Raw genomic sequence first — 22,164 nt, 5'->3', positions numbered from 1 at the left:
CCAAAAGTGTATCCTTAGTATACATCAATTGCTGGCATGGCACAGCAAGCGCGAGAAGATACCAATACTTCTCCTTTAAAAACAAATAGATAAATTTTATTTTCGTGTTGGCATGACTTTGGCAATACAGTAGGCGAATGCAAACTACAGGAGTGTTACTATGAAAAAAACAGCCATTGCCCTTTGCCTTGCCGCTTTTTCTGCCACTGTGTCTTTAGGTGTCGCGCAAGCCGATCCGGCTGCGATGCAGCCGCAGCAGCAACAGGTTGAAATCACCGAAGCGAAATTATTGCAATTTACCATGGCGATGGATGCCATTGGTGAGATCGGTGCCAAGTATGAAGCCCAGTTCCAGAATGCTGAAAGTGCTGAGCAGGCTCAGCAAATTCAGCAACAAGCACAAAACGAAATGGTTGAGGCCGTGGAAGCTGCAGGCTTAACCGCTGCCCAGTACAACGCCATTGCGCAACAAGCCCAGCAAGACGAAGAACTGCGTGATCGTATTCTGAGCATGTCGCGCGCTGATTCGTAACCGCAGCTTGCAACAATGAACCCTGCCCCTGAGGCAGGGTTTTTTTATGGTCGGAGCTGGCGTGAAACGCTGGCACTCGACGGCCAAAGCCGTTAGGCTAAATTCATGTTTCTCCAATGAATTGCTCAGCATGCTGCGTAACCTCTCCAAACCCTTCGTTCGCCTGACCGAGCGTTACCTGCCGGATCCTTTTGTGCTGGTGCTGTTGTTGACGCTGCTGGTCTTTGCACTGGCAGTAACCCTACAACAGCAGTCGCCTTTGGCGGTTCTACAGTACTGGGGCGATGGTTTTTGGGGCTTGCTGGGTTTTGCCATGCAGATGATGCTGGTGCTGGTGACTGGTTTTTTACTGGCCACCACACCTCTGGTGCAGCGAGCGTTGGATGGGTTGGCTGCCAAGGTGCAGAGTGCCGGTACGGCCATTGTGCTGGTGACCCTGGTGGCGCTGATGGCCAGTTGGCTGAATTGGGGCTTTGGTCTGGTGGTCGGTGCTTTTTTTGCCAAAGCGCTGGCACGGCGGGTGGCGGTGGATTACCGGCTGTTGGTGGCCAGTGCTTATTCCGGTTTTGTGGTCTGGCACGGTGGTCTGGCCGGCTCTGTGCCTTTGACCATTGCCACCGAAGGGCATTTTGCTGAAAACCTGATCGGGGTGATCCCAACCAGCCAGACCATCTTCTCTGGCTTTAACCTGACATTGACACTGTTGTTGGTACTCTTGATCCCTTTGCTGAACCGCTTGATGCTACCGAATAAAGGCGAATCGGTTTTCGTGGATCCTGCCAAACTGGCTGAGCCGGTTCAAGCTGCATCTGGGCCAGAGCGCCCGGCTGAGCAATTGGAGCACAGCCGCTGGCTCGGCTGGCTGTTCGGTGGTCTGGGACTTGGTTACTTGTGGCTGTATTTTAGCGATGGCGGTGGGCTGAATTTAAACAGTGTCAACTTTCTATTTTTATTTGCGGCTGTTTTTCTGCACCAAAGTCCGCGCAACCTGCTCAACAGTTTGCAGCAAGCAATTGGTGGCAGTGCCGGCATTTTGCTGCAGTTTCCATTTTACGCCGGCATGATGGCGGTGATGGTCCAATCGGGCATGGCCCAGAGCCTCTCCCAGGCCTTTGCCGGTTTTGCCAGCAGCGAGTCTTTGCCACTGTGGAGCTTTTTGAGCGCTGGGCTGGTGAATATTTTTGTACCCTCTGGCGGTGGTCAGTGGGCGGTGCAGGCGCCGGTGATGTTACCGGCGGCCCTGGAGCTGGGGGCCGACATCGAGCGGGTGGCGATGGCCATTGCCTGGGGCGATGCCTGGACCAACCTGATTCAGCCTTTTTGGGCTTTGCCGGTGCTGGCCATTGCCGGCTTAAAGGCGAAAGATATTATGGGTTTTTGTCTGCTGCAGCTGCTGCTGACCGGCCTGGTGATTGCCGCTGTGCTAAGCTGGTATTGATCGGTCTGCAGCCGTAATGGTTTCTTTAGATTGAACAGAACAGGAGTTTTTCATGCAACATGTTGTCATTACCGGTGGAAACCGTGGTATTGGTTTGTCCCTGGTAAAACAATACCTGGCCCAGGGCTGTCAGGTGACGGTGATCTGCCGCACCCTATCGGCGGAGCTGGCGGATCTGGATGTGACGGTACACAGCAGCATTGATTTCAGTCAGCCTGAACAGCTGCAACAGGTCGCACAGCAGTTTGCCCCGGATTCGGTGGATCTGTTGATCAACAATGCCGGTATCTTCAGCAATGAAACCTTGACTGATCTGGATCTTGCACGCATTCAGGCGCAGTTTCAGGTTGATGCGGTGGCTCCTTTGGTGCTTAGCCATGCCATGCTGCCGGCGTTAAAACAAGGCGGCAAGATTGCGATGATCACCAGTCGGATGGGGTCTATCAGTGACAATGGCTCCGGGGCTTATTACGGTTACCGGATGGCCAAGGCTGCGCTGAATGCGGCCAGTGTTTCATTAAGCCAGGACCTTGCCAGTCAGCAGATTTATGTCGGTATTTACCATCCGGGCTTTGTCAAAACCCAGATGGTGGGCTTTGCCGGTGATATCAGCCCGGATGAAGCCGCCCGCCGCCTGGTCGAGCGCATCAAGGCGCTTGATGCCAGCAACAGTGGCCAGTTTTTCCACAGCAGCGGAGAAGCGCTGCCCTGGTAACGCAGTGAGAGGGTAAAGAAAAATAGCCAATAAGGCTGTGTGTTTTTTAACCAGCTTGGACTATGCTAAATACAGGCGTAGTCACCGCTTGACGGTATGCCATTGTGCAACGGAAAAATTGTGCCACGCAAAGGAGGCATCGCCATGACCCCAAAACGCATTATTCTATGCTGCGACGGCACCTGGAATGAGCCGCAGCAGAACCCTACCAATATCGTCAAGATAGCCCGGGCTATCCAGCCGATGGCAGAAGATGGCCGCCATCAGGTGGTTTTCTACGATCAGGGTGTTGGCACACTGGGCGCAGTGGACCGCTTTTTAGGTGGGGCTTTTGGCATCGGGCTGGCCCGCAATGTGCTGCGTGCTTACCGCTTTTTGGCGCACAATTACCAGCCAGGAGATGACATCTACTGCTTTGGCTTTAGCCGGGGCGCTTATACGGCCCGAGCCGTGGTAGGTATGGTGCATGCCTTGGGGCTGGTCAACAAACAGCAGCTGGCTGAACTGGGCGATGCTTATGCCTATTACCGAACCCCGCCTGAGTTACGCTCTGAAAAGTGGTTGAGCAATCCGTATCAGTTTAATTACCGGCCAGAAATCCGCATGCTGGGTGTGTTTGATACGGTGGGAGCTTTGGGCGTCCCGGTATTGGCCCTCAATCATCTGGGGCAAAAGCGGATTGGCTTTTTTGATACCCACCTCAGTCCTTTGGTCAAGCACGGTTACCATGCGCTGGCGCTGGATGAAAAACGGGAACCCTTTGCGCCAGACTTGTGGACCGGCGAGATCCAGCCCGATCAGCAGGTGGAGCAATGCTGGTTTGCCGGTGTTCACTCGGACATTGGCGGTGGCTACCCACGCACCGGCTTGTCCGATATCTGCCTGGAGTGGATGCTGGAAAAAGCGCGGGCACTAGGCCTGAGCTTTGATGAGGCTTACCTGGAGCAGGAGCTGCGGCCAGCCGCCATGCAAAGAGAACATGACTCTTACGGCTGGCCATACCGTTTGCTGGCATTGCTCAACAATGGGGTCTACATTCGACGGCTGCAAGGCCGCTCTGCTGAGCCTGCTGTGCAAGTTCGGGTGCATCCCAGCGTCTATCAGCGGATAGAGTCCGGCTATTACCGACCACGGAATCCTGACTTGCCGCAAACCTTGGCTGAGTATCAGGCCGCTATTCCTTCCGCTGCTGCAACAACAAGGGCCAGCACCAGTGGTGATGGGAAGGAGCGTCGGGAGTTCCCGCGCCTGCAGCCAAGGGCCGAGCAGGAACTGGCGCGTTTGTTTCTGACCACCGAAGCCTTTGAGTGTCAGGTGATGGATTACAGTGAGCAAGGAGGCGTGCGGCTGCGTTGCAGCAAAAAAATTCCACCGGGTACCCGGATGCAGCTGGCTTTTGAGAAAACGGGCTTGCGAAAAGCGGTCTGCGTTTGGCAGCGCGGCGAAGAATCCGGGCTGCGTTTTGCCGCTTAAAGCAATCGAAGGTTCTGGACAGGTTTGATTCGTGCGGCAATCGCAACTAGGCTTAGTATCGGTGCTGCGTCACGCAACGGCTTTGTGTGAGCGCAGGCTTTGCAGGGATCAGAGCCATGCCGTACTGATTTTGAGGGGTTTAATCAACAACAAGGATGATTTATATGAAAGCTTTACCTTTTGGACTGCCAGCTTTGCTGGCATTGTTTTTTTCGTGCGCCTTGCCAGCGGCTTCGGTCCAGCTGGAGATGGATCCGGGCTTGTGGGAGCACAGTTTCAGTATGCAAAGTGAGAGTGGCGAGCTTGAACGTGCCATGGCCGAAGCGCAGCGCCAGCTGGATAGTTTGCCAGCAGCGCAGCGACGAATGATGGAGTCGATGTTGGAACAGCAAGGCATTCGCTTCGGCGGTACCAGCTCTTCGATACGGGTTTGTTTAACCCAGCAGGATATAGAGCAGGGCAGCCTGCCGCAGCAGGATGGTTGTGAGCAAACCTTAACGCCGAAAGGCGACAATCGTTTTGAGTTTAGTTTTCAGTGTCAGACCAACCCGCCGTCTCAGGGACAGGGAGAGATGGTGCTGGAAAACCGGCGGGCCTATCGCGGCCATGCCGAGTTTAGCACCGAAGTGAATGGTCGTGCCGAACGGATGACCATGCAGCAGCAGGGGAAATGGCTAAGCGCAGACTGCGATTAGGGCCTGCAGATGATCGAAAGCTAACGCCGCTGCTGCTGGCTTTCAATGGCGGTGACCCGGCCATTTTCCAGCCGGATACTGACCAGGTAGTTGCCGCCAATATCGCCCTTAACAATGTAAGACCAGGTTTCAACCCGCCGACCAGCCACGGCGGGTTCATTGCTCACTGCATGCACTTCCACATCTTTGCTCAGCGGCTCACCGGCCCTGTCCAGCAACTCAATCCGGCTCATGCCGCAGCTGAGCAAGCGGCCATCACTCAGTCGGAAGCCACAGGCTTCGGCCGAAAAAGTCATGAACGTCAGTGGCAATAACAAGACCAACACACTAAATACAAGGCGCATAGTGATTTCCTTAGCAATTTTTTTTCAGTCTAGTCTGAGAGATCTCCTTTGTATAGGGGGTAGGGCTCATACAGCATTGTTGTTCCCATCTCTGTCGTCGCAGGCTGAGGCAGAAAGTCATCAAACAGAACTGCTCGCAGTGCTGCAAGAATACTGATCCTGAACTTCATGCTTTTTCTTCAGTCAGGCGCTGGAACAACCAGCTTGCCAGGGCGGCCAGCAGCAGGGTGCTTAGCAGCAGGATCAGCAGGTGCAACCAAAGCGTATACCCCTGATCCATCGCAATTACCTTCAGGCCAATTTGCGACAAATGATAGCTGGGCCAGAACCAGGCGGTCAGCTGCAGTAGCTGGGGAAGTGAGGTGATGGGTAGCCACAGGCCGGACAAAAAGGCCATCGGCAGGTACAACAGATTCACCACACCAGGGGCAGCTTTATCACTCAGGCTCAAGCCTAAAATCAGTCCGATGAAGGCAAAAGGCAAGGTTCCGAGCAACAGAGTCAGCGCCAGCAGCAACCACTGGGTGGTGACTAGGCGCACATCGGCCAACAGCGCGGCGATGCTAAAGAGTACGACAATAATCACCAGTGCAAACACCAAGGCGGTACTAAGCTTGGCCAGCAAATAGGCCCCAAACGGCATTGGCGATAGTCGTTTCAAGGTTAGCCAGCCATGAGCTCTATCGCTGGCAATGTTTATAGCGAAATTAAACATCGCCGGCCCCATAATGCCAAAGCAGGCGTAGGTCACCAGCATATAGACGCTGGCTGCGCCGGTATTTAAAAAGACACCAAAAAACAAATAAAAAATAATCGGAAAAGCCAGACTCGGGATCACAAAGCCTGGGGTGCGCCAAACGCTAAGTAAGTCGTACCAGGCTTCTTTACGGTACACAATAGCTGTGTTCATAGGGCTTGCTCCTCTTTGCTGGTGTTTTGGGTCAGTTGTAAAAAAGCCTGCTCCAGTGCAACTGGCCGCACTTCCAACTGGCGGACGCTGTCGTCGGCCTGCAGCAGGGCTTGGACAGTGCTCTCAGCATGGCTGCTGTGGAGGATGCAAAGGCCTTGATCGCGCTGCAGCTGCTGAACACCGGGCAGCGACTGCAAAGCTTGATCACTCAAAGTGCTTTCGCACTGAATGACTTTGTAGCGGGTTAAGGCTTTCAGTTCAGCCGGGCTGCCGCTGGCCACGACCATGCCTTGATTGAGCACGGCAATCCGATCCGCCAGGTGCTCGGCCTCTTCCAGATAGTGGGTAGTGAGCACCACGGCGACGCCTTGTTGTTTAAGCTGGCGTACTTGCTGCCACAAAGCACGCCTTGCTTCGACATCCATACCAAGGGTTGGCTCATCCAGAAACACCAGTTTGGGTTTGGCAGCCAATGCCAGAGCGAACAACAAGCGCTGCTTCTGGCCACCGGATAAACGGCCAAAGCGCTGCTTGCTGTGTGCTTCCAACCCGGCCAGCTTTACCAACTCTGATGCGCTGTAGCCATGGACATAGTAGCTGCTGAATAAATCGCACTGTTCAAACACGGTAAGATTGGCGCTCAGGCTGCCAATTTGCATCATCACGCCGAGCTGTTGGCGTAAGTCGCTGCTGCGGCTGTTGCCTTGTTGCCGCTCACCCAAAATATGAATATCGCCTCTGTCTGCTTTAACCAAGCCCAAAATGGTGGCGATTAAGGTGGTTTTGCCAGCCCCGTTTGGGCCCAGGATACAGAGCACTTCACCGCCTCTAAGCGTCATATCGACATCCGTCAGCACTGTTTTTCCAGCATAGACTTTGGCCAGGTGTTTCACATCAAGTGCGAGCATCTCCCTTACTCCCCTTGCATGCGATGGCTACGAAGAAATTGCGTGATCTGCTGGTTCAGCCACTCAGGCGCATCGGCCATAATGAAATGCTTGGAATTTTCCGCAAAAGCAAAGTGATGATACTGCACCGGTGCATTCGCCAGTTGGTCTGCAAAGTTTTGCTGGACCTGCTCGGGCGTGCTGTAAGGTGCACCATGTTGCAGAGCGCCCAACGTCAGCACAGGCACGCGGATATTGCTTAATTGTGGTCTTAAGTCAGCTTGCATCAATTCGCCCATCACGCGGCCTGAGGTCATGCCATCGGAGCGGAGCATGTCGTTGACAATACGCTGATGCCAGCTTTCGTTGTTGGCCATTCCTTGTGCCATGGCCATAGGGTCAAAACTCGCCAAAGCATTTTGAGAGCTGTTCTGATTGGGTGCACTGGCAGCAGCTTGCGCAAAAAGCGCCCCCAATGCCGGTAAGCCGTCTACGTTCACTACCCCGCCGATAGCCTCGGGCGCCGTTGCGGCTAATGCCAGTGCCAGATAGCCACCCAGAGAATGGCCAATGACTACAGGTTTATCCAGTTGCTGCTCTTGGATATAACGCAAAATCCCCTGTTGCTGGCTGGACAAGAAGCCATGCGCCCAAGCTTTGTTCGTCAGCGGTGCCACTCCGCCAAAGCCTGCCAGGGTGAGCACATGCAGTTGATAGTCTGCCTGCAATGCCTCGACAGTGCTATGCCAGACTTCACCGGAAGAAGCCAGGCCGGGAATCAGAATGATGGCTGGGCCTTCTCCGGACACTGTCACATTAAAACATGCACAGCCTGCTTGCTCTGCCTCGATGATGGTTTTTGATTGAGTCACACTCGCTGGGACGGCTAATGAAGGCAGGCTAACCAAAGCGCCGGTTAACCCTAAAGTCAGAGTCAGGGTACGAACTGCGATGTTGAATGATTTCATGGTAAATGCCTCATGCTGGTTTGTCTGGTTACGATGAGGCTAGTCTAGGCCGATGGTATCGATTGCACAGCTAACGCTTGTCACCCATAACGGATGACAAATGCCATGCTGTCGTATGACTATTGTCACTGGAGCAGTCGCAGCCATTGCGCGTACACTGTTGGCAGGCAGGCTAGGGAGAACCAGATGCAATCCTTCGATAAACTGGAAACGAAACTCAGCTGGGTTTATCTGATCAACCTGGTGTTCTTTGTTATTCCCTTGTTTACCATGCGCTTTGAGCCTTGGCAGTACCTGGCTATGGCTGCAGCTTTGCTGGTTTTTCTTTATTGCTTTTTTTGGGCTTATCGTTGCAACCGCCATGGCATGCACAAGCCCATTGCCGGAATAGTGGCTGTTGCCACCTTAATCACGCCGGTAAACTATGGTGCTATCGCTTTTTTTGCCTATGCCGGCTTTTTTATTGGTTTTGCCTACAGGTTGCAGCGTTATTTGTTGCTTATGGCATTGCTGATCGTGCTTTTGGTGTTGCTGTATATCGTGCTGAGTATTCACTGGAACTTGTTTTTGCTAATGGGGGTCCCGGTTGTGGTGGGCGTTAGCCTGTTAGGCCGTGTTGAGCAAGCCAAGCAGCGGCACCGTATGGCAGAGCAACGAAGCGCCGATGAAATTAAACAGTTGGCAACCATGGTCGAGCGGGAGCGGATTGGCCGCGATCTGCACGATATTCTGGGGCATACCTTGTCCAGCATTATTTTAAAAGCCGATTTAGCTGAAAAGCTGCTGGCGCACCAACAATCAGAGGCTGCCCGGCAACAGCTTGGCGAGTTAAGCCAAATTGCGCGGGATGCGCTCAGTCAGGTGCGGCAAAGTGTGTCTGGCTACAAACATCAGGGCTTAACGGCAGAAGTAACCAAACTACTGAATCGCTTGCGCGATGCGGGGTTTCAGGCCGAGCTGCACGGGGAGCTGCCTAATTTGGATCCTCGCCGCGAAACAGCCGTGGTGTTGGCCTTAACCGAGTTGGTGACCAACATCATGCGCCACAGCCAGGGCGATAGTTGCCAATTACGCTTTGTGCAGCAGGGGAAGCAATTGCACATTCAGCTGCATGACAACGGCCGTTGCTCTGAACTCAAAGAAGGAAATGGCCTGACCGGCTTGCGCGAACGCTTGGCGGCCATTGGAGCCTCGCTGGCGCTGGTGCCAGGCGATGGCATGACGGCCAGCATTCAACTTCCATTGCAGGAGCCAACCGCATGAAAATTCTATTGGCCGAAGATCAGGCGATGGTGCGAACGGCCTTGGCCAGTTTGCTACGATTGGAATCCGGTTTCGAGGTTACGGAAGCGGCAGATGGTAACCAGGCGCTGACACTGTTAAAACAAGCTTCTTTTGACTTGCTGCTTAGCGACATCGAAATGCCTGGAAAAACCGGCATTGAGCTGGCGCTCTACATACAGCAGCAACAATTAGCCACCCAAGTGGTGATTATCACCACTTTTGGTCGTGCCGGCTATGTCAAACGGGCGATGGATGCAGGCGTCGGTGGTTTTTTGTTAAAAGACGCCCCAGTTGAACAGTTGGTGCAAGCTATTGCGCAAGTGATGGCCGGTAAAAAAGTGGTTGATAGCGAGCTGTTGTTAAATTCACTGGGTGAGCAGGACCCGCTTAGCGAAAAAGAGCGGCAGGCCTTGCGTTTGGCTGCTGATGGTAAGCCTACCAGCGACATAGCTGCAGCGCTGTTTATTGCCGAAGGCACAGCACGCAATTACCTGTCGGAGGCCATCAGCAAGCTGAATGCCGCCAACCGCATTGATGCCGCCCGCATCGCCCGGCAAAAAGGCTGGCTGTAAGGCGTGCTTAGCGATTATACTGCCGGCAATTCATAATCTGTTCAGCCAAAGGCTTGCAGAATGCCACCTTTTTGATAACTCCTTAACCTGAATACTGCATCCGATGATCACTCGCACACGCACTTTCTTGACGGCTTCTTTCTTGTTGATGACTCCGATGGTACAGGCGGCCTTGGGTTGGCATGGTCCGGAGCCTTTTCGGTTGGACCGGCTGGATGGCCGCCAGTTTGATTACAACAAAGAAAGTTTTTTGCAGCGCTTAAGCTTTACCGAGCAGCCGTTGCAGGGGCAGCAGCTTTGGTGGCAGCAAAATGGCTGGTACGGCAGCGGCGGCAGCAGCCGTGGCAAGGAGTTTTACATTCACTCACTGCTGCAACAGCGTCTGACCTTTGATGCGCCGGTTTTTTTGGGTGTGCGCCATAAACGCTCGGAGGATTTGGATGGCGTCTATGACCGTACCTTGTTTGGTGCGGGCTATCAAAGTTCCCAGGGCTGGGATCTAGGCATTTGGGGTGAAGTCAATGCTGCCAAAGAAGACATGGATATCCAGCTGGAAGCCAACCGCGTCTTTGCCGATGGCAGCTGGTTGACCGGTGCTGTGGTCTTTACCGATCTGCAATACAACAGCAAAACCTATGGCGAGAACCGCTATCAGCAATACCCAATAACGCTTTACGCGACGGGAGGCACAGAGTTGGCCGGACAGCGTCTGGCGGCATTTGTGAATCTGAACTTAAAAGCCCGTTACGACAATCTTGAACAGCAGCAAAGCTTTTCCGATGAGCAAGTTTCAGCGGGCATCAGTTGGCAGCGGAAGCTGACCGAACAGCATCAGCTGACACTGGAAGCGCAGGGGCTCTATGGCAAGCGCAGCGCTGAAGCACTGACAGAACAATCAGAAGCCTTGTCCTGGCAACTGACCCGACGTTTCCAGCAGTTGACGCTGGAGTGGCAGTGGTTTGCCCATGCGCAGCAGCCAGCGCTGGGCCTGCAGGCCAGTCGGCTGGATGAAAACGACAGCCGCTTTGCCGCTGGCGATAGGGCTGCTGAATACCGGCGCGAAGCTTTTGCCTATTTCCGGCTGGAGCGGCCATGGAGCGAGCAATGGTCCTGGCGTCCAACCTTCTACGCGGGTTATGCCAGCGTGCGCAGCGAGCTTCGCATCCACAGCGATGAGCCATTGCACGACCGGGCCTGGTTAGGCAAATTCAGCCCAAACTGGGTGTGGCATTTAAGTGCTCAGAGTGGTGCCTATCTGCTGATCAACCCTACAGTCAAGCTGCACAACCTGCAATTTGGTGGCGGCAATATTCAGGTCCATATTCCGTTTTAGCCCTTATTCCACAAGTTCTGATGCGCTGGCTGGCTAAAAAAGTCGTTTGGTTGCCAGCAGCGCGGCAACCACTGACGTAAAAAACGCTGTTCGGCATCGGCAAAAAGTTTCGTCAAGATCTCACGCAGCCGTTCTTGCGGCACCACTTCCAACTGTTTGCGCGCTGGTCGGAAGTACAGATTTTGTGCTGTCGGCACCAGGCAGTCTTTGCCGGTATTGCGGTACTGCAAATCCCGGGTCACCACCCGGCATTGGGGGACATGAGGCTCCGCCGGATAGAGCGCATTCACAATGGCAAACTCGTATTTATCGCGGCCTTTGGGGCTGGGTTTTGACGGGATAAAGGCCAGACCATAGCCCTGCGGAAACAGCCCTGTGATGCGCAGCAGCTGGTCGACCCAATCTGCACTGTATTGCTGCTGCTGCACCCCTTGCCGTAACAGCAGAGCGGCTTTAGGCAAGGCTTCGTAGTTAAAGCGCTTGCGGCCAGGCATCACGATGGACGCATAGACTTGCGGCACTTTAAGCAAATTTCCACGGCCCTGTCCAGCGACCTGAGCGGCTTCGAGCAGCTCAGTAATCCATTGTTGCTGTGTTTGTTGCTGCTGTTCATGCCGGAGCCGGTCGGCTTTGTCTTTGCCCTGATAGGGCCAGGCACCAAGACCGTGGCGCAACAATGCAAGACTGCCTTGATGGCTTTGCAGTAAAAACTGATAGCGGGCCTCGTTGTCGAGCTCGGTCAGCGGATCCAGTCGGCGCTCGGCATTGAACAGCAGCCTTTGGGCGGCATCATGCAGCTGGCCATATTCCTGCAGCATCACGGCCAGCAATACCGGCAGCTGCAGATGGTTGCGGTAGGGGCAATGCAGGGCAGCTTCAGGCTGTCGGGCTTGCCAAATCAGCTGCCAGCTGGCAGGCATCAACTCCTGCTCCAGCCGGTGCTGCAGCAAGCGCAAGGTGAGCGTCATTTTGTAGAGCAGCTTGTAACTGAACTGCACCTCCAAAGAGCGCTTGGACTCGGTGGGCACCAAGAGTTGCAGGCTGCCCAGTAACCTGGCAGATCGCATCAGGGTTTCGGCTTTGCTTTCTCCTTCACAGAGTTGCAGCAGCTGTTCGCAGCAGCTAATGGTTTGCTCAAGTCGCTGCAAGCGCTGCTGCTCCAACTGATGGCTCAGGGCGGTATAACGGCGACGGTAGTCGCTCAGAGCCGGGTCTTTGTCTGCCCGTGCCTGACGCCAGCGTTGCTCGGTTTGCTGCAACTCTGCCAGCGCACCTTCGTCCTGCTGAAAATAAGCGCGCATCAAACCGAACAGAGACTGCTGTGGCTGACTGGGGTGATACAGCATCTGCAGCAGGCTATGTAGTTGACGTATAAAGACATTGCTTGCCGGTTTTTTGCTGGGTGTTTTTACCAAAGCTGTACTCCATCATGGCAAGACTATGAGCTTAAACATACGCGATCCGCTTTAAAAGTAAAGGTCTCCACCTGGCTTGCTGTTGCCATTTGTTGGTGCAACTGATGATGAAAAGTTCGGTGTATGAATACGTATTCATCTTGTCCATTGGTTAATTTCTGTCCATAACAGTGCAAGGCATCACCGATGCCGGGTGGGCTGTTGCGACAGGGTGCAATAGGAAGTGCCTGCCATAACAACAAAAAAACCGGGGACAACAGACATGTTGAAGACCAAAAAAACACTGCTGACACTGGCGCTTGCGGCTGGTACCAGCGGTTTTGTCGTGGCTGAAACGGAGCCGGACGCGGTCGCCACCAGCGACGATCAAGTGGAAGTGATTCAGGTGCGCGGCTTTGCCAGCAGCTTGTTTCGCTCTCTGGATGCCAAGCGTTACAGTGACATTGTATCCGAGACCATTTCGGCCGATGACTTAGGGGCCTTGCCGGATGTGTCGATGGCCGATGCGCTGACACGGCTGCCGGGCATTTCGGCCGTCCGCACCGGCGGCCAGGCTGCCGAGATCAATATCCGCGGAATGTCGGGCGGCTTTGTTTTTTCCACTTTAAATGGCCGTGAGCAGGTGTCTACCAGCGGCAAGCGTAATATTGAGTTTGACCAGTACCCGTCGGAGCTGATCAACTCGGCTGCTGTGTACAAGTCACCGAAAGCCTCTTTGATTGAAGGAGGGGTGGCCGGAACCGTTGAACTGGAAACGGCCAGCCCATTGCGCAATACCGAACAGCATACCTTTACCGTGAATCTGCGCGGCATGAAAAATGATCGCGCCAGTGAAGTGCCGGATGGCCAAAGTGTGGGGCATCGCTTTAGCTTTTCCTATCAGGGCAAGTACCTGGACGACACTCTGGGGCTGGCGCTGGGGTATGCCCGCTTGTATCAGCCCAGTGTGGCCACTCAATTTATTGGCCTGGCGTACAACGCGCAAAAAGATGTCACTGGCAATGATCAAATGGAGTTTCTAAGCGAAGGCTTTGAAATCCAGCACCGCGGCGGCGAAGAAACCCGCAACGGCTACCTGGCCTCCGTTGAGTGGACGCCGGTCAGCAACTTTACCTTAAAAGCCGATGCCTTTTTGTCGCGCTTTGATAAGGAAGCCTTTGCCCGAGGCTTTCGGGTCAAACTCGGCGGCGCCAGTGCTGCGGTCGGCAACCCGGTGCTGAACAACAGCTCGGTCATTGGCGGCACTTTCAACCGTACCTCACAAAGCTTCACCCGGGTCGAAATTGTCAACGACGACAACCGCGACTTCAACAAAGTCAACAGCTTTGGCATCAACGCCGACTGGGATGTGACCGACCGGCTAAATCTGTCGCTGGATGTTTCGCGCTCGACCGCCAGCAGTGATTTTCGAAATGGCCTGCTGTGGTCCCTGGTGGCTGAAGACGCCAATGCCGAGGTGCCGGTGCTGGATACCAATGTCTCCATCAGCTACTTGTTGAATGGTCTGAACCTGCCGGATATGGGCTTTAATCAGGCAGCGGCCTTTTCCGATATCGATCGGGTGATGGTCAGCAAGTACGGCATTTACCCTTATGTGAACTCGGATGCGGTCAATGCGTACCGGTTGGATCTGAGCTATGAGCTGGACCTGCCGGTGCTGCGATCGATTGAAGCCGGTGTCCGTTACTCCGAGCGGCGTTACAGCAACGATCGCTCGGTGTTTGAATACGGCAGTGACGGCGCCTTCTTAAGCTCACAGCCACCGCTGCGTTTAACGCAAGATATGGTGAGCGTGGTCGACTTTAAAGGCAAATTCAGTTACTTCCCCAGCTATCTGGCGATTGATTTGGATAAGGCGCTCAATGCCTGGTTCCCACAGGGTACTCCACAACCGGTGCAAACCTGGGGCACAGGCAACCCGGATGTCATCAACAGCCCGACGCCTGGCGTCGGACCCAACTACAGCTGGTCGATGCAGGAAAGTGGCCGAGTGTTTGAGGATGTGCTGGCCGCATATCTGATGGTCAATTTGGATACCGAAATCTTTGGCCTGCCGCTGCGTGGTAATGCCGGGGTTCGGCGGGTGCACAGCGATCAGTCAGCCACCGATTTGGCCAATGTTGCCGGCGATCCATTGCAAGGGGCCCAGTTTATTGTCGATGAAGTTGGGCTGATCAATGGCCGTTATGCGCCAGGCATTATTGGCGATAGCTACACCCACTACCTGCCCAGCCTGAACCTGAACCTGGGACTGACCGACAACACCCAACTGCGCTTTGCCGCTGCCAAAGTGATGTCGCGGCCGCCGATTAACCGCTTGGCTTCCAATACCGCTATTTTTATCAGCGATGATGGCGAAGTCAGTGGCAACAGCTCGAACAGCCCGTTCTTGCGGCCTTTTGAAGCGACCCAGTACGACTTGTCCTACGAGGTGTACTTCCCGGCAGGCGCTTTTGTCGCTGCAGTGTTCTACAAGGACATCAAGTCCTTTATCAACGACTTCACCATTCAGGAGTTTGACTTTAAAGGGGCTGGCTTCCCGGTGCCGGATCAGATCATCAACGAGGATGATGTTCCGCGCGTGACCTTCGATGGTGCCTTCTCCACCGCAGTGAACAACGACGATGGCGGCTACATTCGCGGTCTTGAGCTGGCCTATACCCAGGTCTTTAACTTCCTGCCGGAGTTTTGGTCTGGCCTTGGGGTCAGTGGCAGCTACTCCTACACCGAAAGTGAGGTCAGTCTGGTGAATCCGTTGGGCGGCGATCCGGTGCCGATGAGCTTTGAGGGCTTATCGAAAGAGGTGCTGACAGCCACTCTGTTCTGGGAGTATCAGGGTTTTGAAACCCGGGTCAGTGCCCGTTACCGCTCGCCCTTTGTCTCGACCCAGATTGGCATCGATGAGCAGGTCACCAACTTCCACAGTGAAACGGTGGTGGATTTGCAGGCCGGTTACCAGTGGAACGACAACCTGAAGTTCTTGTTTCAGGTCAATAACCTGACCGATGAGCCAACCAAGAGCTACTTTGGCCAGCAAGCCCAGACCGGCACGCTGCAATTTTTTGGCCGGCAATACTACCTGGGCGCTGTTTACGTCTTCTAAGGCTGAGCACTGAACTGAATTCGAATTGGAGCAAGAAATCATGTCTATCATCAAACAAAGCCTGAAACTGGCTGCCAGCGCGCTGCTGTTGCTGTTGCTCAGCGCTTGCGGTGGCGATTCCACCGAGCAGGGGCAGGTGATGCTGACCTGCGCTGTGCCGCAGATCCCGAATGCTGCCGGTACGGCCTGCATTGACCCGCCGCCAATCCAATGCCCGTCGCCGACGGTACCGGATGCGATGAACGAAAGCTGTGTGGTGGGGGCGGATCCCAATGCACCGGATCCGGTCATTTTCCCCAATGAAAACCAGGCGGTGCTGTTCTACAAAAGGCCGCAGGATGGCAACTACGATGGCTGGCGGCTGCACACCTGGAACAACGATGCCTGCGATGCTTATCAGCCGGAATCCATTGCGCCGTCCTGGGACAATGGCTTGCCGATCACCGGCATCGATCCCAACTACGGTGCCTATTGGTTGCTGGAGCTGAAAGAAGGCTATGCCGGTACCGAAGGCGCTTGCGGTAACTTTATCATCCACATTGGCACCGAAGACTCTGGCAAGGAGATGGGCGGCAGTGATTTCATCATGCCATTGTCGCAGGATGACCCTGACTTTGCCCGGATGAACTGGACCTTCTCCGGGGTGGCTTCGGTGTTTGAGTACCCGTTGCTGTCGCTGGGCGTCAGTGTGCAGGGTGCCGCTGGCCACTGGATTGATCAGCATACCCTGATCTGGAACGCCGATGTCTGGACCGCCAACCGGGTTCGTTTATTTCACGATGCCGACGCCGGCATTGAAGTGATGGATGACGATCTGACCGGTCAGTCGATTGAGCTGGTGCCGGTTGATTTAACCGATGCGCAGCGGGCACTGGTGCCGCACCTCGCCGGGCAACCCGCCTTTATGCTGGATCTCGACCGCGAGCAGGCGCAACAGCTGGCGCGTCAGCAACTGGCGCTGGCCGCCTACAATGAGGACGGTGAGCTGTTAAGTGCAACCTGGGTGCAGGCCGCCAAAGTGCTGGATGACCTCTATGCCTATGGCGAGAACAGTGCCCTGGCGGCCCAATTGGGGATTCATTACGAGGCTGGCAGCATCCATACCGCGGTCTGGGCGCCTACCGCCCATGAAGTGCGTTTGCAGGTCTACAATGCTGCCAAAGAGCTGCAAGACAGTGTGCTGATGGACTACCACAGCGATACCGGCGTTTGGTCGTACAGCGCTGATCGCGACGAGCTGGATCGGTTGTTTTACCGTTATCAGGTCACTGCTTACCACCCTCTGACCCGTGCTGTGGAAGTGATGGAAGCGACCGATCCTTACTCGCTGAATGTTTCGATGAATGGCCTTTTCAGTCAGTTTGTCGATCTAAACGACGACGACTTTAAACCGGAAGGTTGGGATCAGCGTCAAGTGCCTGTGGTGCAGCACCCGGAAGATATCGTGATTTACGAAGGCCATATCCGTGACTTTAGTATCCGCGATATGAGCACCCGGGCCGGCTGGCGCGGCAAGTACCTGGCTTTCACGGAAGAGGACTCGGCACCGGTGCAGCATCTGCGGCGTTTGGCTGAGGCCGGCGTCACCCACTTTCACGTGTTGCCAGCGACCAATCAGTCCAATATCAATGAAGATGTCAGCCAGCGAGTGGAAATCACCGATACCGTGGGCCGGCTGTGTCAGCTGAACCCGCAGGCGCCGGTCTGTGGAGTCGAAAGCAACAGCGCTACCATCATCTCGGTTCTGGAAAGCTACCTGCCGTATGAAACCAAAGCTCAGGCACTGGTGCAGTCGATGCGGCATCTGGATGGCTTTAACTGGGGCTATGACCCACACCACTTTATTGCGCCGGAAGGCAGTTTTGCCACCGCGGTAGAGGGACCGGCCCGGGTGCGGGAAGTACGGGCCATGATCCAGGCCTTGAATGAGATGGGACTGCGGGTGGCGCTGGATGTGGTCTACAACCATACCAGTTCGTCCGGTCTGTTTGATAAGTCGGTGTTCGACAAAATAGTGCCGGGTTACTACCACCGCTACAACGAAAGCACCGGGGTGATTGAACGCTCGACCTGTTGCGAGAACACCGCCACCGAGCACCGGATGATGGATAAGTTTATCCGCGACTCGCTGGTGATCCTGGCCCGGGACTTCGGCTACAACGATTTCCGCTTCGATATCATGGGCCATCACCGCAAAGAAGATATTCTGGCGGCCCGTGAGGCAGTCCGTGCGGTCGATCCAGACACCTACTTCTACGGCGAAGGCTGGAACTTTGGCGAAGTGGCCAACAACCGCCTGTTCACCCAGGCCAAGCAGCAGGATATGGCTGGCACAGCGGTCGGTACCTTCAACGATCGCATTCGGGAAGGGGTGCGCAGCGCGGCGCTGTTTAAATCGGAGCTGAGTGATCCTGATCGCAGCGAACTAGACATCATCCGGGTTAGCCTGGCAGCTACTTTAAAAGACTATGTGTTGCTGACGCATCGTGGCAGCTCGGGCCCGGCATCCAGCTTAAACTGGAATGGTCAGCCGGCTGGCTATGCCGAAATGCCGGCCGATATCATCAACTACGTCTCCAAACACGACAACGAAACGTTGTGGGATCAGCTGCAGTACCGGTTGGATGAGCAGATGTCTGCGGCAGAAAGGGTTCGGGCGCAAAACATCTCCATTGCCATTCCGCTGATGAGCCAGGGCATTCCCTTCCTGCAACTGGGGGGTGATTTCCTGCGCTCCAAGTCGATGGACAGAGACAGTTACGACTCCGGCGACTGGTTCAATTACGTCGACTTTACTTTCCAGACCAATAACTGGGCGGTGGGGCTGCCATTGGCAGAAAAAAATGAAGGCAACTGGGATGCGATTGCCCGTTTGTTTTTAAACCCCAATACCGCGGTACAGCCGGAGGATATTTCCTTTGCTGCGGAGGTCTTTAACGAGTTCCTGCGCATTCGCAGTCAGCATCCGTTGTTCCGCTTACGGACCGCCCAGGATGTGATGGACCGGGTAGGTTTTCACAATGTTGGCAGCAACCAGACGCCCGGCTTGATTGTGATGAGCATCGACGATGGGTTGGGGCTGGCCGATCTGGATCCAACCATCGATGCGCTGGTGGTGGTGATCAACGGCAGTGCCCATGAAGTGGCGCACAGCATCCCAACCGCACAGGACTTCGATTTGCACCCTATCCAGCAGGCTTCGGTTGATAGCCGGGTGCGTTCGGCCTATTTCCAGCAAGGCCATGACGAGGGCACCTTTGTGGTCCCGGCGCGTACCATGGCGGTCTTTATCAAACCACAGCATGGTGACCAGGGCGAAGGCCTGTCAGCCGATGCAACCACTGGCGCACCGGATATTCCTCCATATGAGGCGACCAGCGTCTTTGTCCGTGGTGGCATGAATGGCTGGAGCACCGACGATGAAAAGCAGTACGAAGGTGGCAATGTCTATGCGCTGGAGCGTCATCTGGAAGCAGGCGACTACGAGTTCAAAGTGGCTTCCTCCGATTGGAGCAGCGTGGACTTTGGCGGCGGCGATGATGGTGCAGAGGTGGTGCTGGGCAGCAACAAGACGCTGGCGCGTCAGGGCGCCAACTTGCAGCTGAGCATAGCAACAGCCGGCACCTATCGCTTTAGTCTGAATGCCAGCAATCCGGAAGCGCCGGTGCTGTTGGTGGAAGAGAAACGGCCTTATGGGGCCACCACCATCTACCTGCGCGGCAGTCTTACGGATTGGGGGACCAGCATGCCCTTCCAGTACATTGGTGCTGATCAGTATCAGGTTACCATGACATTGGAAGCGCAAAACTACGAGTTTAAGTTTGCCGATGCCGACTGGGCCGACATCAACTACGGTGCCGGTGAGGATGGCGGTGCCATGGAGCTGGGGGTAGGGAAGACGCTGGTGTTTAACGGCGGCAACCTGAACCTGACCTTCCCGGCAGCCGGTGATTACACCTTTACCATCGATGCCAGCGAGCCAACGGCACCGGTGTTTACCGTGACCGCGGATTAACGGCTTTTTTCCTGGCCTTGTGGGGGACCTTCGGGTCCCCTTTTTTATCGGCCAGCAAAAAACTGGGAGCCTTTGCTATACTGCATAGTCTTCAACACGTGGAGCGTCGCAATGAAAGCTTGGTTCTGTTTCCTGTTATTCAGCTTGCCGGCTCTTGCTGGCCAACCTCAAACCACCCAATGCACCAGCGGTGACTCGGTGCGTCTGATTGAGGTGGTCTACCCCGAAGGTGGTGAACTGCCGTGTGAAGTGCGTTACACCCGCGATGGTGAACAGCAGGTGCTGTGGCGGGCTCGGAATGAAGTGGGGTACTGTGCGCAAAAAGCTGCTGAGTTTATTGAGCGACAGCGTGGTTGGGGCTATCAGTGCCACTTGCTGCCTGCCAGCCACTCAACAACGGAATAAATTGACTGCGCCGCGCATCAGCCGCTTTGCCCGAATTGAGTGACAAGGGTATGGATCTGCATACGTATTCAGTGCAAAAAATGCGGACCTGCTTTAAAAAAGTGCGTTAGTTTAAGGCTAGGCATTTTTTCGTCAGTCATTTTTTCTTTGCGGGGAGCAGAGCAATGCAGTTAAAACCATCCTTATTGGCGCTGGCCGCCAGTGCCGCCTTATTGGCCTGTCAACCGACGTCGCAGCCAGATCAGTCGGCTGCGGCCAAGCCAGAGGCAGAGCCCGCCGTCGAGCAGACTGCGGAAGCAGGCAAGGCGGTGGTGTATCAAGTCTTTACCCGGCTGTTTGGCAACACCAACACCACCAACAAACCCTGGGGCACGCTGGAAGAAAACGGCGTTGGCAAATTCAGTGATTTTACCGATGAAGCCCTGGCCGGTATTAAAGAGCTGGGCGTAACCCATGTCTGGTACACCGGGGTGCCGCATCATGCGGTGATCCGCGACTACACTGCCTATGGCATTTCGCTGGATGACCCCGATGTGGTGAAAGGCCGGGCCGGCTCACCTTACGCGGTGAAAGACTACTACAACGTCAGTCCGGATCTGGCTGATGACCCGGCCAATCGCTTGCAGGAATTTCAGGCCCTGATTGCGCGCACCCATGCCCATGGCATGAAGGTGCTGATTGATATTGTGCCCAACCACGTGGCGCGCAACTATCACTCCATCAGCCGGCCGGAAGGCGTGGCTGATTTTGGTGCCAACGACGACACCAGCGTGGCCTACGCCCGCGACAATAATTTCTACTACATCCCGGGCGAAGCCTTTCAGGTTCCGGCCTGGCCCGAGGATTATCAGCCACTTGGCGGTGAACCGCACCCGCTGGCCGATGGCCAGTTTGACGAGTATCCCGCCAAGTGGACCGGCAACGGCTCGCGCTCTGCCCAGCCAGATTTTGACGACTGGTATGAAACGGTCAAAATCAACTTTGGCGTGCGGCCCGATGGCAGTTACGACTTTGATAGTCTGCCAGCCGAGTATGCACAGAAAAGCATTGAGGATCACTATACCTTCTGGCAAGGCCGGGATGTGCCAGATTCCTGGGAAAAATTCCGTGACATCGTGCTGTACTGGATCGACATGGGTGTCGATGGCTTTCGTTACGACATGGCCGAAATGGTACCGGTTGAGTTCTGGAGTTACCTGAACTCCCACATCAAGCAGGTCAACCCGGATGCCTTCCTGCTGGCCGAGGTGTACCAGCCGCATCTGTACCGCGATTATCTGCATCTGGGCCGGATGGATTACCTGTACGACAAGGTCGAGTTTTACGACAACCTGAAGTGGGCGATGCAAGGCCACGGCAGCACCGATGCGTTGGTGGAGGTGCAGGACAGCATGGCGGATATTGAGCACCATATGCTGCACTTTTTGGAAAACCACGATGAGCAGCGCATTGCCAGCCCGGAATTTGCCGGCGACGCCCGCTTAGGGATGCCCGCCATGCTGATTTCAGCCACCATCAGCACTTCGCCAACCATGCTGTACTTTGGCCAGGAAGTCGGCGAAGCAGCCAGCGACGATGCCGGTTTTGGTAAAGCCAGCCGCACCACCATTTTTGATTACTGGGGCGTGCCGGCCCATCAGCGCTGGATGAACGGTGGCAAATTTGACGGCGGCGCTCTGACTGAGGCTGAGCGTGAGCTGCGTGATTTCTATGTCCGTTTGATGCGCTTTAGTGCTGAGCAGCCAGCCATGAACGGCCACTACGCCGAAATTCACCGCGCCAACCGGGCGGCCACCGAGCATTACGACGACAAACTGCTGTCGTTTTTGCGCTGGACCGATGAACAGAAATTACTGATTGTTGCCAATGTGCGGGATGCGGCTTACCCGCCGATGAACTTGCAGATCCCGGCAGAGCAAATTGCCGCCTGGGGCCTGACCGATGGCAGTTACACCCTGACGGAACAGCTGTATGGTGAGCTGTCGGTGCCATTGACGGTGCAAAACGGTGTCGGCTCGGTGCCATTGACGCTGGCGCCTTTGGCATCCTTGATCCTGCAACTGGAGCACTAAGCA

At 55.1% G+C, this 22,164-nt stretch carries 17 protein-coding genes; 12 read left to right on the top strand and 5 right to left on the bottom strand.

Annotated elements, in window-relative coordinates; translation table 11 throughout:
* Window positions 1-160: 160 nt before the first annotated feature.
* The 5 genes from Q3O59_RS13360 (at window position 161) to Q3O59_RS13340 (ending at window position 4,853) form a co-directional block, all read left to right on the top strand.
* Window positions 161-532 carry a DUF4168 domain-containing protein gene (locus Q3O59_RS13360; RefSeq protein WP_305946060.1) on the top strand — a complete coding sequence of 124 codons (372 nt, stop codon included), beginning with the start codon at window positions 161-163 and terminating at the stop codon, window positions 530-532.
* Between the two features lie 130 nt (window positions 533-662).
* Window positions 663-1,970 carry a short-chain fatty acid transporter gene (locus tag Q3O59_RS13355; protein ID WP_305946256.1) on the top strand — a complete coding sequence of 436 codons (1,308 nt, stop codon included), beginning with the start codon at window positions 663-665 and terminating at the stop codon, window positions 1,968-1,970.
* Window positions 1,971-2,022: 52 nt separating this feature from the next.
* On the top strand, window positions 2,023-2,685 hold the full coding sequence (locus tag Q3O59_RS13350) for an SDR family oxidoreductase (protein ID WP_305946059.1): 663 nt from the start codon (window positions 2,023-2,025) through the stop codon (window positions 2,683-2,685).
* Window positions 2,686-2,829: 144 nt separating this feature from the next.
* Complete coding sequence (locus tag Q3O59_RS13345; RefSeq protein WP_305946058.1) at window positions 2,830-4,158, top strand: T6SS phospholipase effector Tle1-like catalytic domain-containing protein; 1,329 nt, start codon at window positions 2,830-2,832, stop codon at window positions 4,156-4,158.
* Between the two features lie 164 nt (window positions 4,159-4,322).
* A complete protein-coding gene (locus Q3O59_RS13340) occupies window positions 4,323-4,853 on the top strand; it encodes a DUF3617 domain-containing protein (RefSeq protein ID WP_305946057.1) in 531 nt (176 codons plus the stop codon).
* A 20-nt stretch (window positions 4,854-4,873) separates the two neighbouring features.
* On the opposite strand, the gene Q3O59_RS13335 is transcribed toward Q3O59_RS13340, so the two are convergent.
* The 4 genes from Q3O59_RS13335 to Q3O59_RS13320 form a co-directional block, all read right to left on the bottom strand.
* Window positions 4,874-5,197 carry a DUF2845 domain-containing protein gene (locus Q3O59_RS13335; protein WP_305946056.1) on the bottom strand — a complete coding sequence of 108 codons (324 nt, stop codon included), beginning with the start codon at window positions 5,195-5,197 and terminating at the stop codon, window positions 4,874-4,876.
* Window positions 5,198-5,363: 166 nt separating this feature from the next.
* Window positions 5,364-6,107, bottom strand: a complete 744-nt coding sequence (locus tag Q3O59_RS13330; protein ID WP_305946055.1) for an ABC transporter permease — start codon at window positions 6,105-6,107, stop codon at window positions 5,364-5,366.
* A complete protein-coding gene (locus Q3O59_RS13325; protein ID WP_305946054.1) occupies window positions 6,104-7,015 on the bottom strand; it encodes an ABC transporter ATP-binding protein in 912 nt (303 codons plus the stop codon). Before Q3O59_RS13325 ends, Q3O59_RS13330 begins: the two co-directional genes overlap by 4 nt.
* Before the next feature lie 5 nt (window positions 7,016-7,020).
* Window positions 7,021-7,962: an alpha/beta fold hydrolase gene (locus Q3O59_RS13320; protein ID WP_305946053.1), complete on the bottom strand. Its 942-nt coding sequence runs from the start codon at window positions 7,960-7,962 to the stop codon at window positions 7,021-7,023.
* 186 nt (window positions 7,963-8,148) lie between these two features.
* Between Q3O59_RS13320 and Q3O59_RS13315 the strand changes: the two genes are divergently transcribed.
* From Q3O59_RS13315 to Q3O59_RS13305, 3 genes are all read left to right on the top strand, one after another.
* Entirely contained in the window at window positions 8,149-9,225 is a 1,077-nt protein-coding gene (locus Q3O59_RS13315; RefSeq protein WP_305946052.1) for a sensor histidine kinase, read from the top strand.
* On the top strand, window positions 9,222-9,818 hold the full coding sequence (locus Q3O59_RS13310; protein WP_305946051.1) for a response regulator transcription factor: 597 nt from the start codon (window positions 9,222-9,224) through the stop codon (window positions 9,816-9,818). The genes Q3O59_RS13315 and Q3O59_RS13310 overlap by 4 nt, the downstream gene beginning before the upstream one ends.
* Before the next feature lie 103 nt (window positions 9,819-9,921).
* Window positions 9,922-11,151 (top strand): hypothetical protein, encoded by a 1,230-nt coding sequence (locus Q3O59_RS13305; RefSeq protein ID WP_305946050.1) that lies wholly within the window; start codon window positions 9,922-9,924, stop codon window positions 11,149-11,151.
* Here the strand turns inward: Q3O59_RS13305 and Q3O59_RS13300 are convergent.
* A complete protein-coding gene (locus tag Q3O59_RS13300) occupies window positions 11,148-12,566 on the bottom strand; it encodes a hypothetical protein (protein WP_305946049.1) in 1,419 nt (472 codons plus the stop codon). The two genes, Q3O59_RS13305 and Q3O59_RS13300, sit on opposite strands and share 4 nt — an antisense overlap.
* A 262-nt stretch (window positions 12,567-12,828) precedes the next feature.
* On the opposite strand from Q3O59_RS13300, the gene Q3O59_RS13295 reads away from it, so the two are divergent.
* The 4 genes from Q3O59_RS13295 (at window position 12,829) to Q3O59_RS13280 (ending at window position 22,161) form a co-directional block, all read left to right on the top strand.
* Window positions 12,829-15,669 carry a TonB-dependent receptor gene (locus Q3O59_RS13295; protein WP_305946048.1) on the top strand — a complete coding sequence of 947 codons (2,841 nt, stop codon included), beginning with the start codon at window positions 12,829-12,831 and terminating at the stop codon, window positions 15,667-15,669.
* A gap of 40 nt (window positions 15,670-15,709) precedes the next feature.
* On the top strand, window positions 15,710-19,684 hold the full coding sequence (locus tag Q3O59_RS13290) for an alpha-1,6-glucosidase domain-containing protein (RefSeq protein WP_305946047.1): 3,975 nt from the start codon (window positions 15,710-15,712) through the stop codon (window positions 19,682-19,684).
* Between the two features lie 111 nt (window positions 19,685-19,795).
* Window positions 19,796-20,089, top strand: a complete 294-nt coding sequence (locus Q3O59_RS13285) for a hypothetical protein (protein WP_305946046.1) — start codon at window positions 19,796-19,798, stop codon at window positions 20,087-20,089.
* A 164-nt stretch (window positions 20,090-20,253) separates the two neighbouring features.
* Window positions 20,254-22,161, top strand: coding sequence for an alpha-amylase family protein (locus Q3O59_RS13280; RefSeq protein WP_305946045.1), 1,908 nt, complete (start codon window positions 20,254-20,256; stop codon window positions 22,159-22,161).
* Window positions 22,162-22,164: the final 3 nt, after the last annotated feature.

Origin of the sequence: Alkalimonas delamerensis, assembly GCF_030717955.1 — a bacterium.
GTDB classification, from domain to species: Bacteria; Pseudomonadota; Gammaproteobacteria; order Enterobacterales; family Alteromonadaceae; genus Alkalimonas; species Alkalimonas delamerensis.
Note: the sequence above shows the minus strand (reverse complement) of the source record. Positions and strands in the feature narration are given on the sequence as shown.

Coding starts and splice junctions, on each gene's coding strand:
- Q3O59_RS13360 (WP_305946060.1), top strand. CDS start 161: ATGAAAAAAACAGCCATTGCCCTTTGCCTTGCCGCTTTTTCTGCCACT.
- Q3O59_RS13355 (WP_305946256.1), top strand. CDS start 663: ATGCTGCGTAACCTCTCCAAACCCTTCGTTCGCCTGACCGAGCGTTAC.
- Q3O59_RS13350 (WP_305946059.1), top strand. CDS start 2,023: ATGCAACATGTTGTCATTACCGGTGGAAACCGTGGTATTGGTTTGTCC.
- Q3O59_RS13345 (WP_305946058.1), top strand. CDS start 2,830: ATGACCCCAAAACGCATTATTCTATGCTGCGACGGCACCTGGAATGAG.
- Q3O59_RS13340 (WP_305946057.1), top strand. CDS start 4,323: ATGAAAGCTTTACCTTTTGGACTGCCAGCTTTGCTGGCATTGTTTTTT.
- Q3O59_RS13335 (WP_305946056.1), bottom strand. CDS start 5,197: ATGCGCCTTGTATTTAGTGTGTTGGTCTTGTTATTGCCACTGACGTTC.
- Q3O59_RS13330 (WP_305946055.1), bottom strand. CDS start 6,107: ATGAACACAGCTATTGTGTACCGTAAAGAAGCCTGGTACGACTTACTT.
- Q3O59_RS13325 (WP_305946054.1), bottom strand. CDS start 7,015: ATGCTCGCACTTGATGTGAAACACCTGGCCAAAGTCTATGCTGGAAAA.
- Q3O59_RS13320 (WP_305946053.1), bottom strand. CDS start 7,962: ATGAAATCATTCAACATCGCAGTTCGTACCCTGACTCTGACTTTAGGG.
- Q3O59_RS13315 (WP_305946052.1), top strand. CDS start 8,149: ATGCAATCCTTCGATAAACTGGAAACGAAACTCAGCTGGGTTTATCTG.
- Q3O59_RS13310 (WP_305946051.1), top strand. CDS start 9,222: ATGAAAATTCTATTGGCCGAAGATCAGGCGATGGTGCGAACGGCCTTG.
- Q3O59_RS13305 (WP_305946050.1), top strand. CDS start 9,922: ATGATCACTCGCACACGCACTTTCTTGACGGCTTCTTTCTTGTTGATG.
- Q3O59_RS13295 (WP_305946048.1), top strand. CDS start 12,829: ATGTTGAAGACCAAAAAAACACTGCTGACACTGGCGCTTGCGGCTGGT.
- Q3O59_RS13290 (WP_305946047.1), top strand. CDS start 15,710: ATGTCTATCATCAAACAAAGCCTGAAACTGGCTGCCAGCGCGCTGCTG.
- Q3O59_RS13285 (WP_305946046.1), top strand. CDS start 19,796: ATGAAAGCTTGGTTCTGTTTCCTGTTATTCAGCTTGCCGGCTCTTGCT.
- Q3O59_RS13280 (WP_305946045.1), top strand. CDS start 20,254: ATGCAGTTAAAACCATCCTTATTGGCGCTGGCCGCCAGTGCCGCCTTA.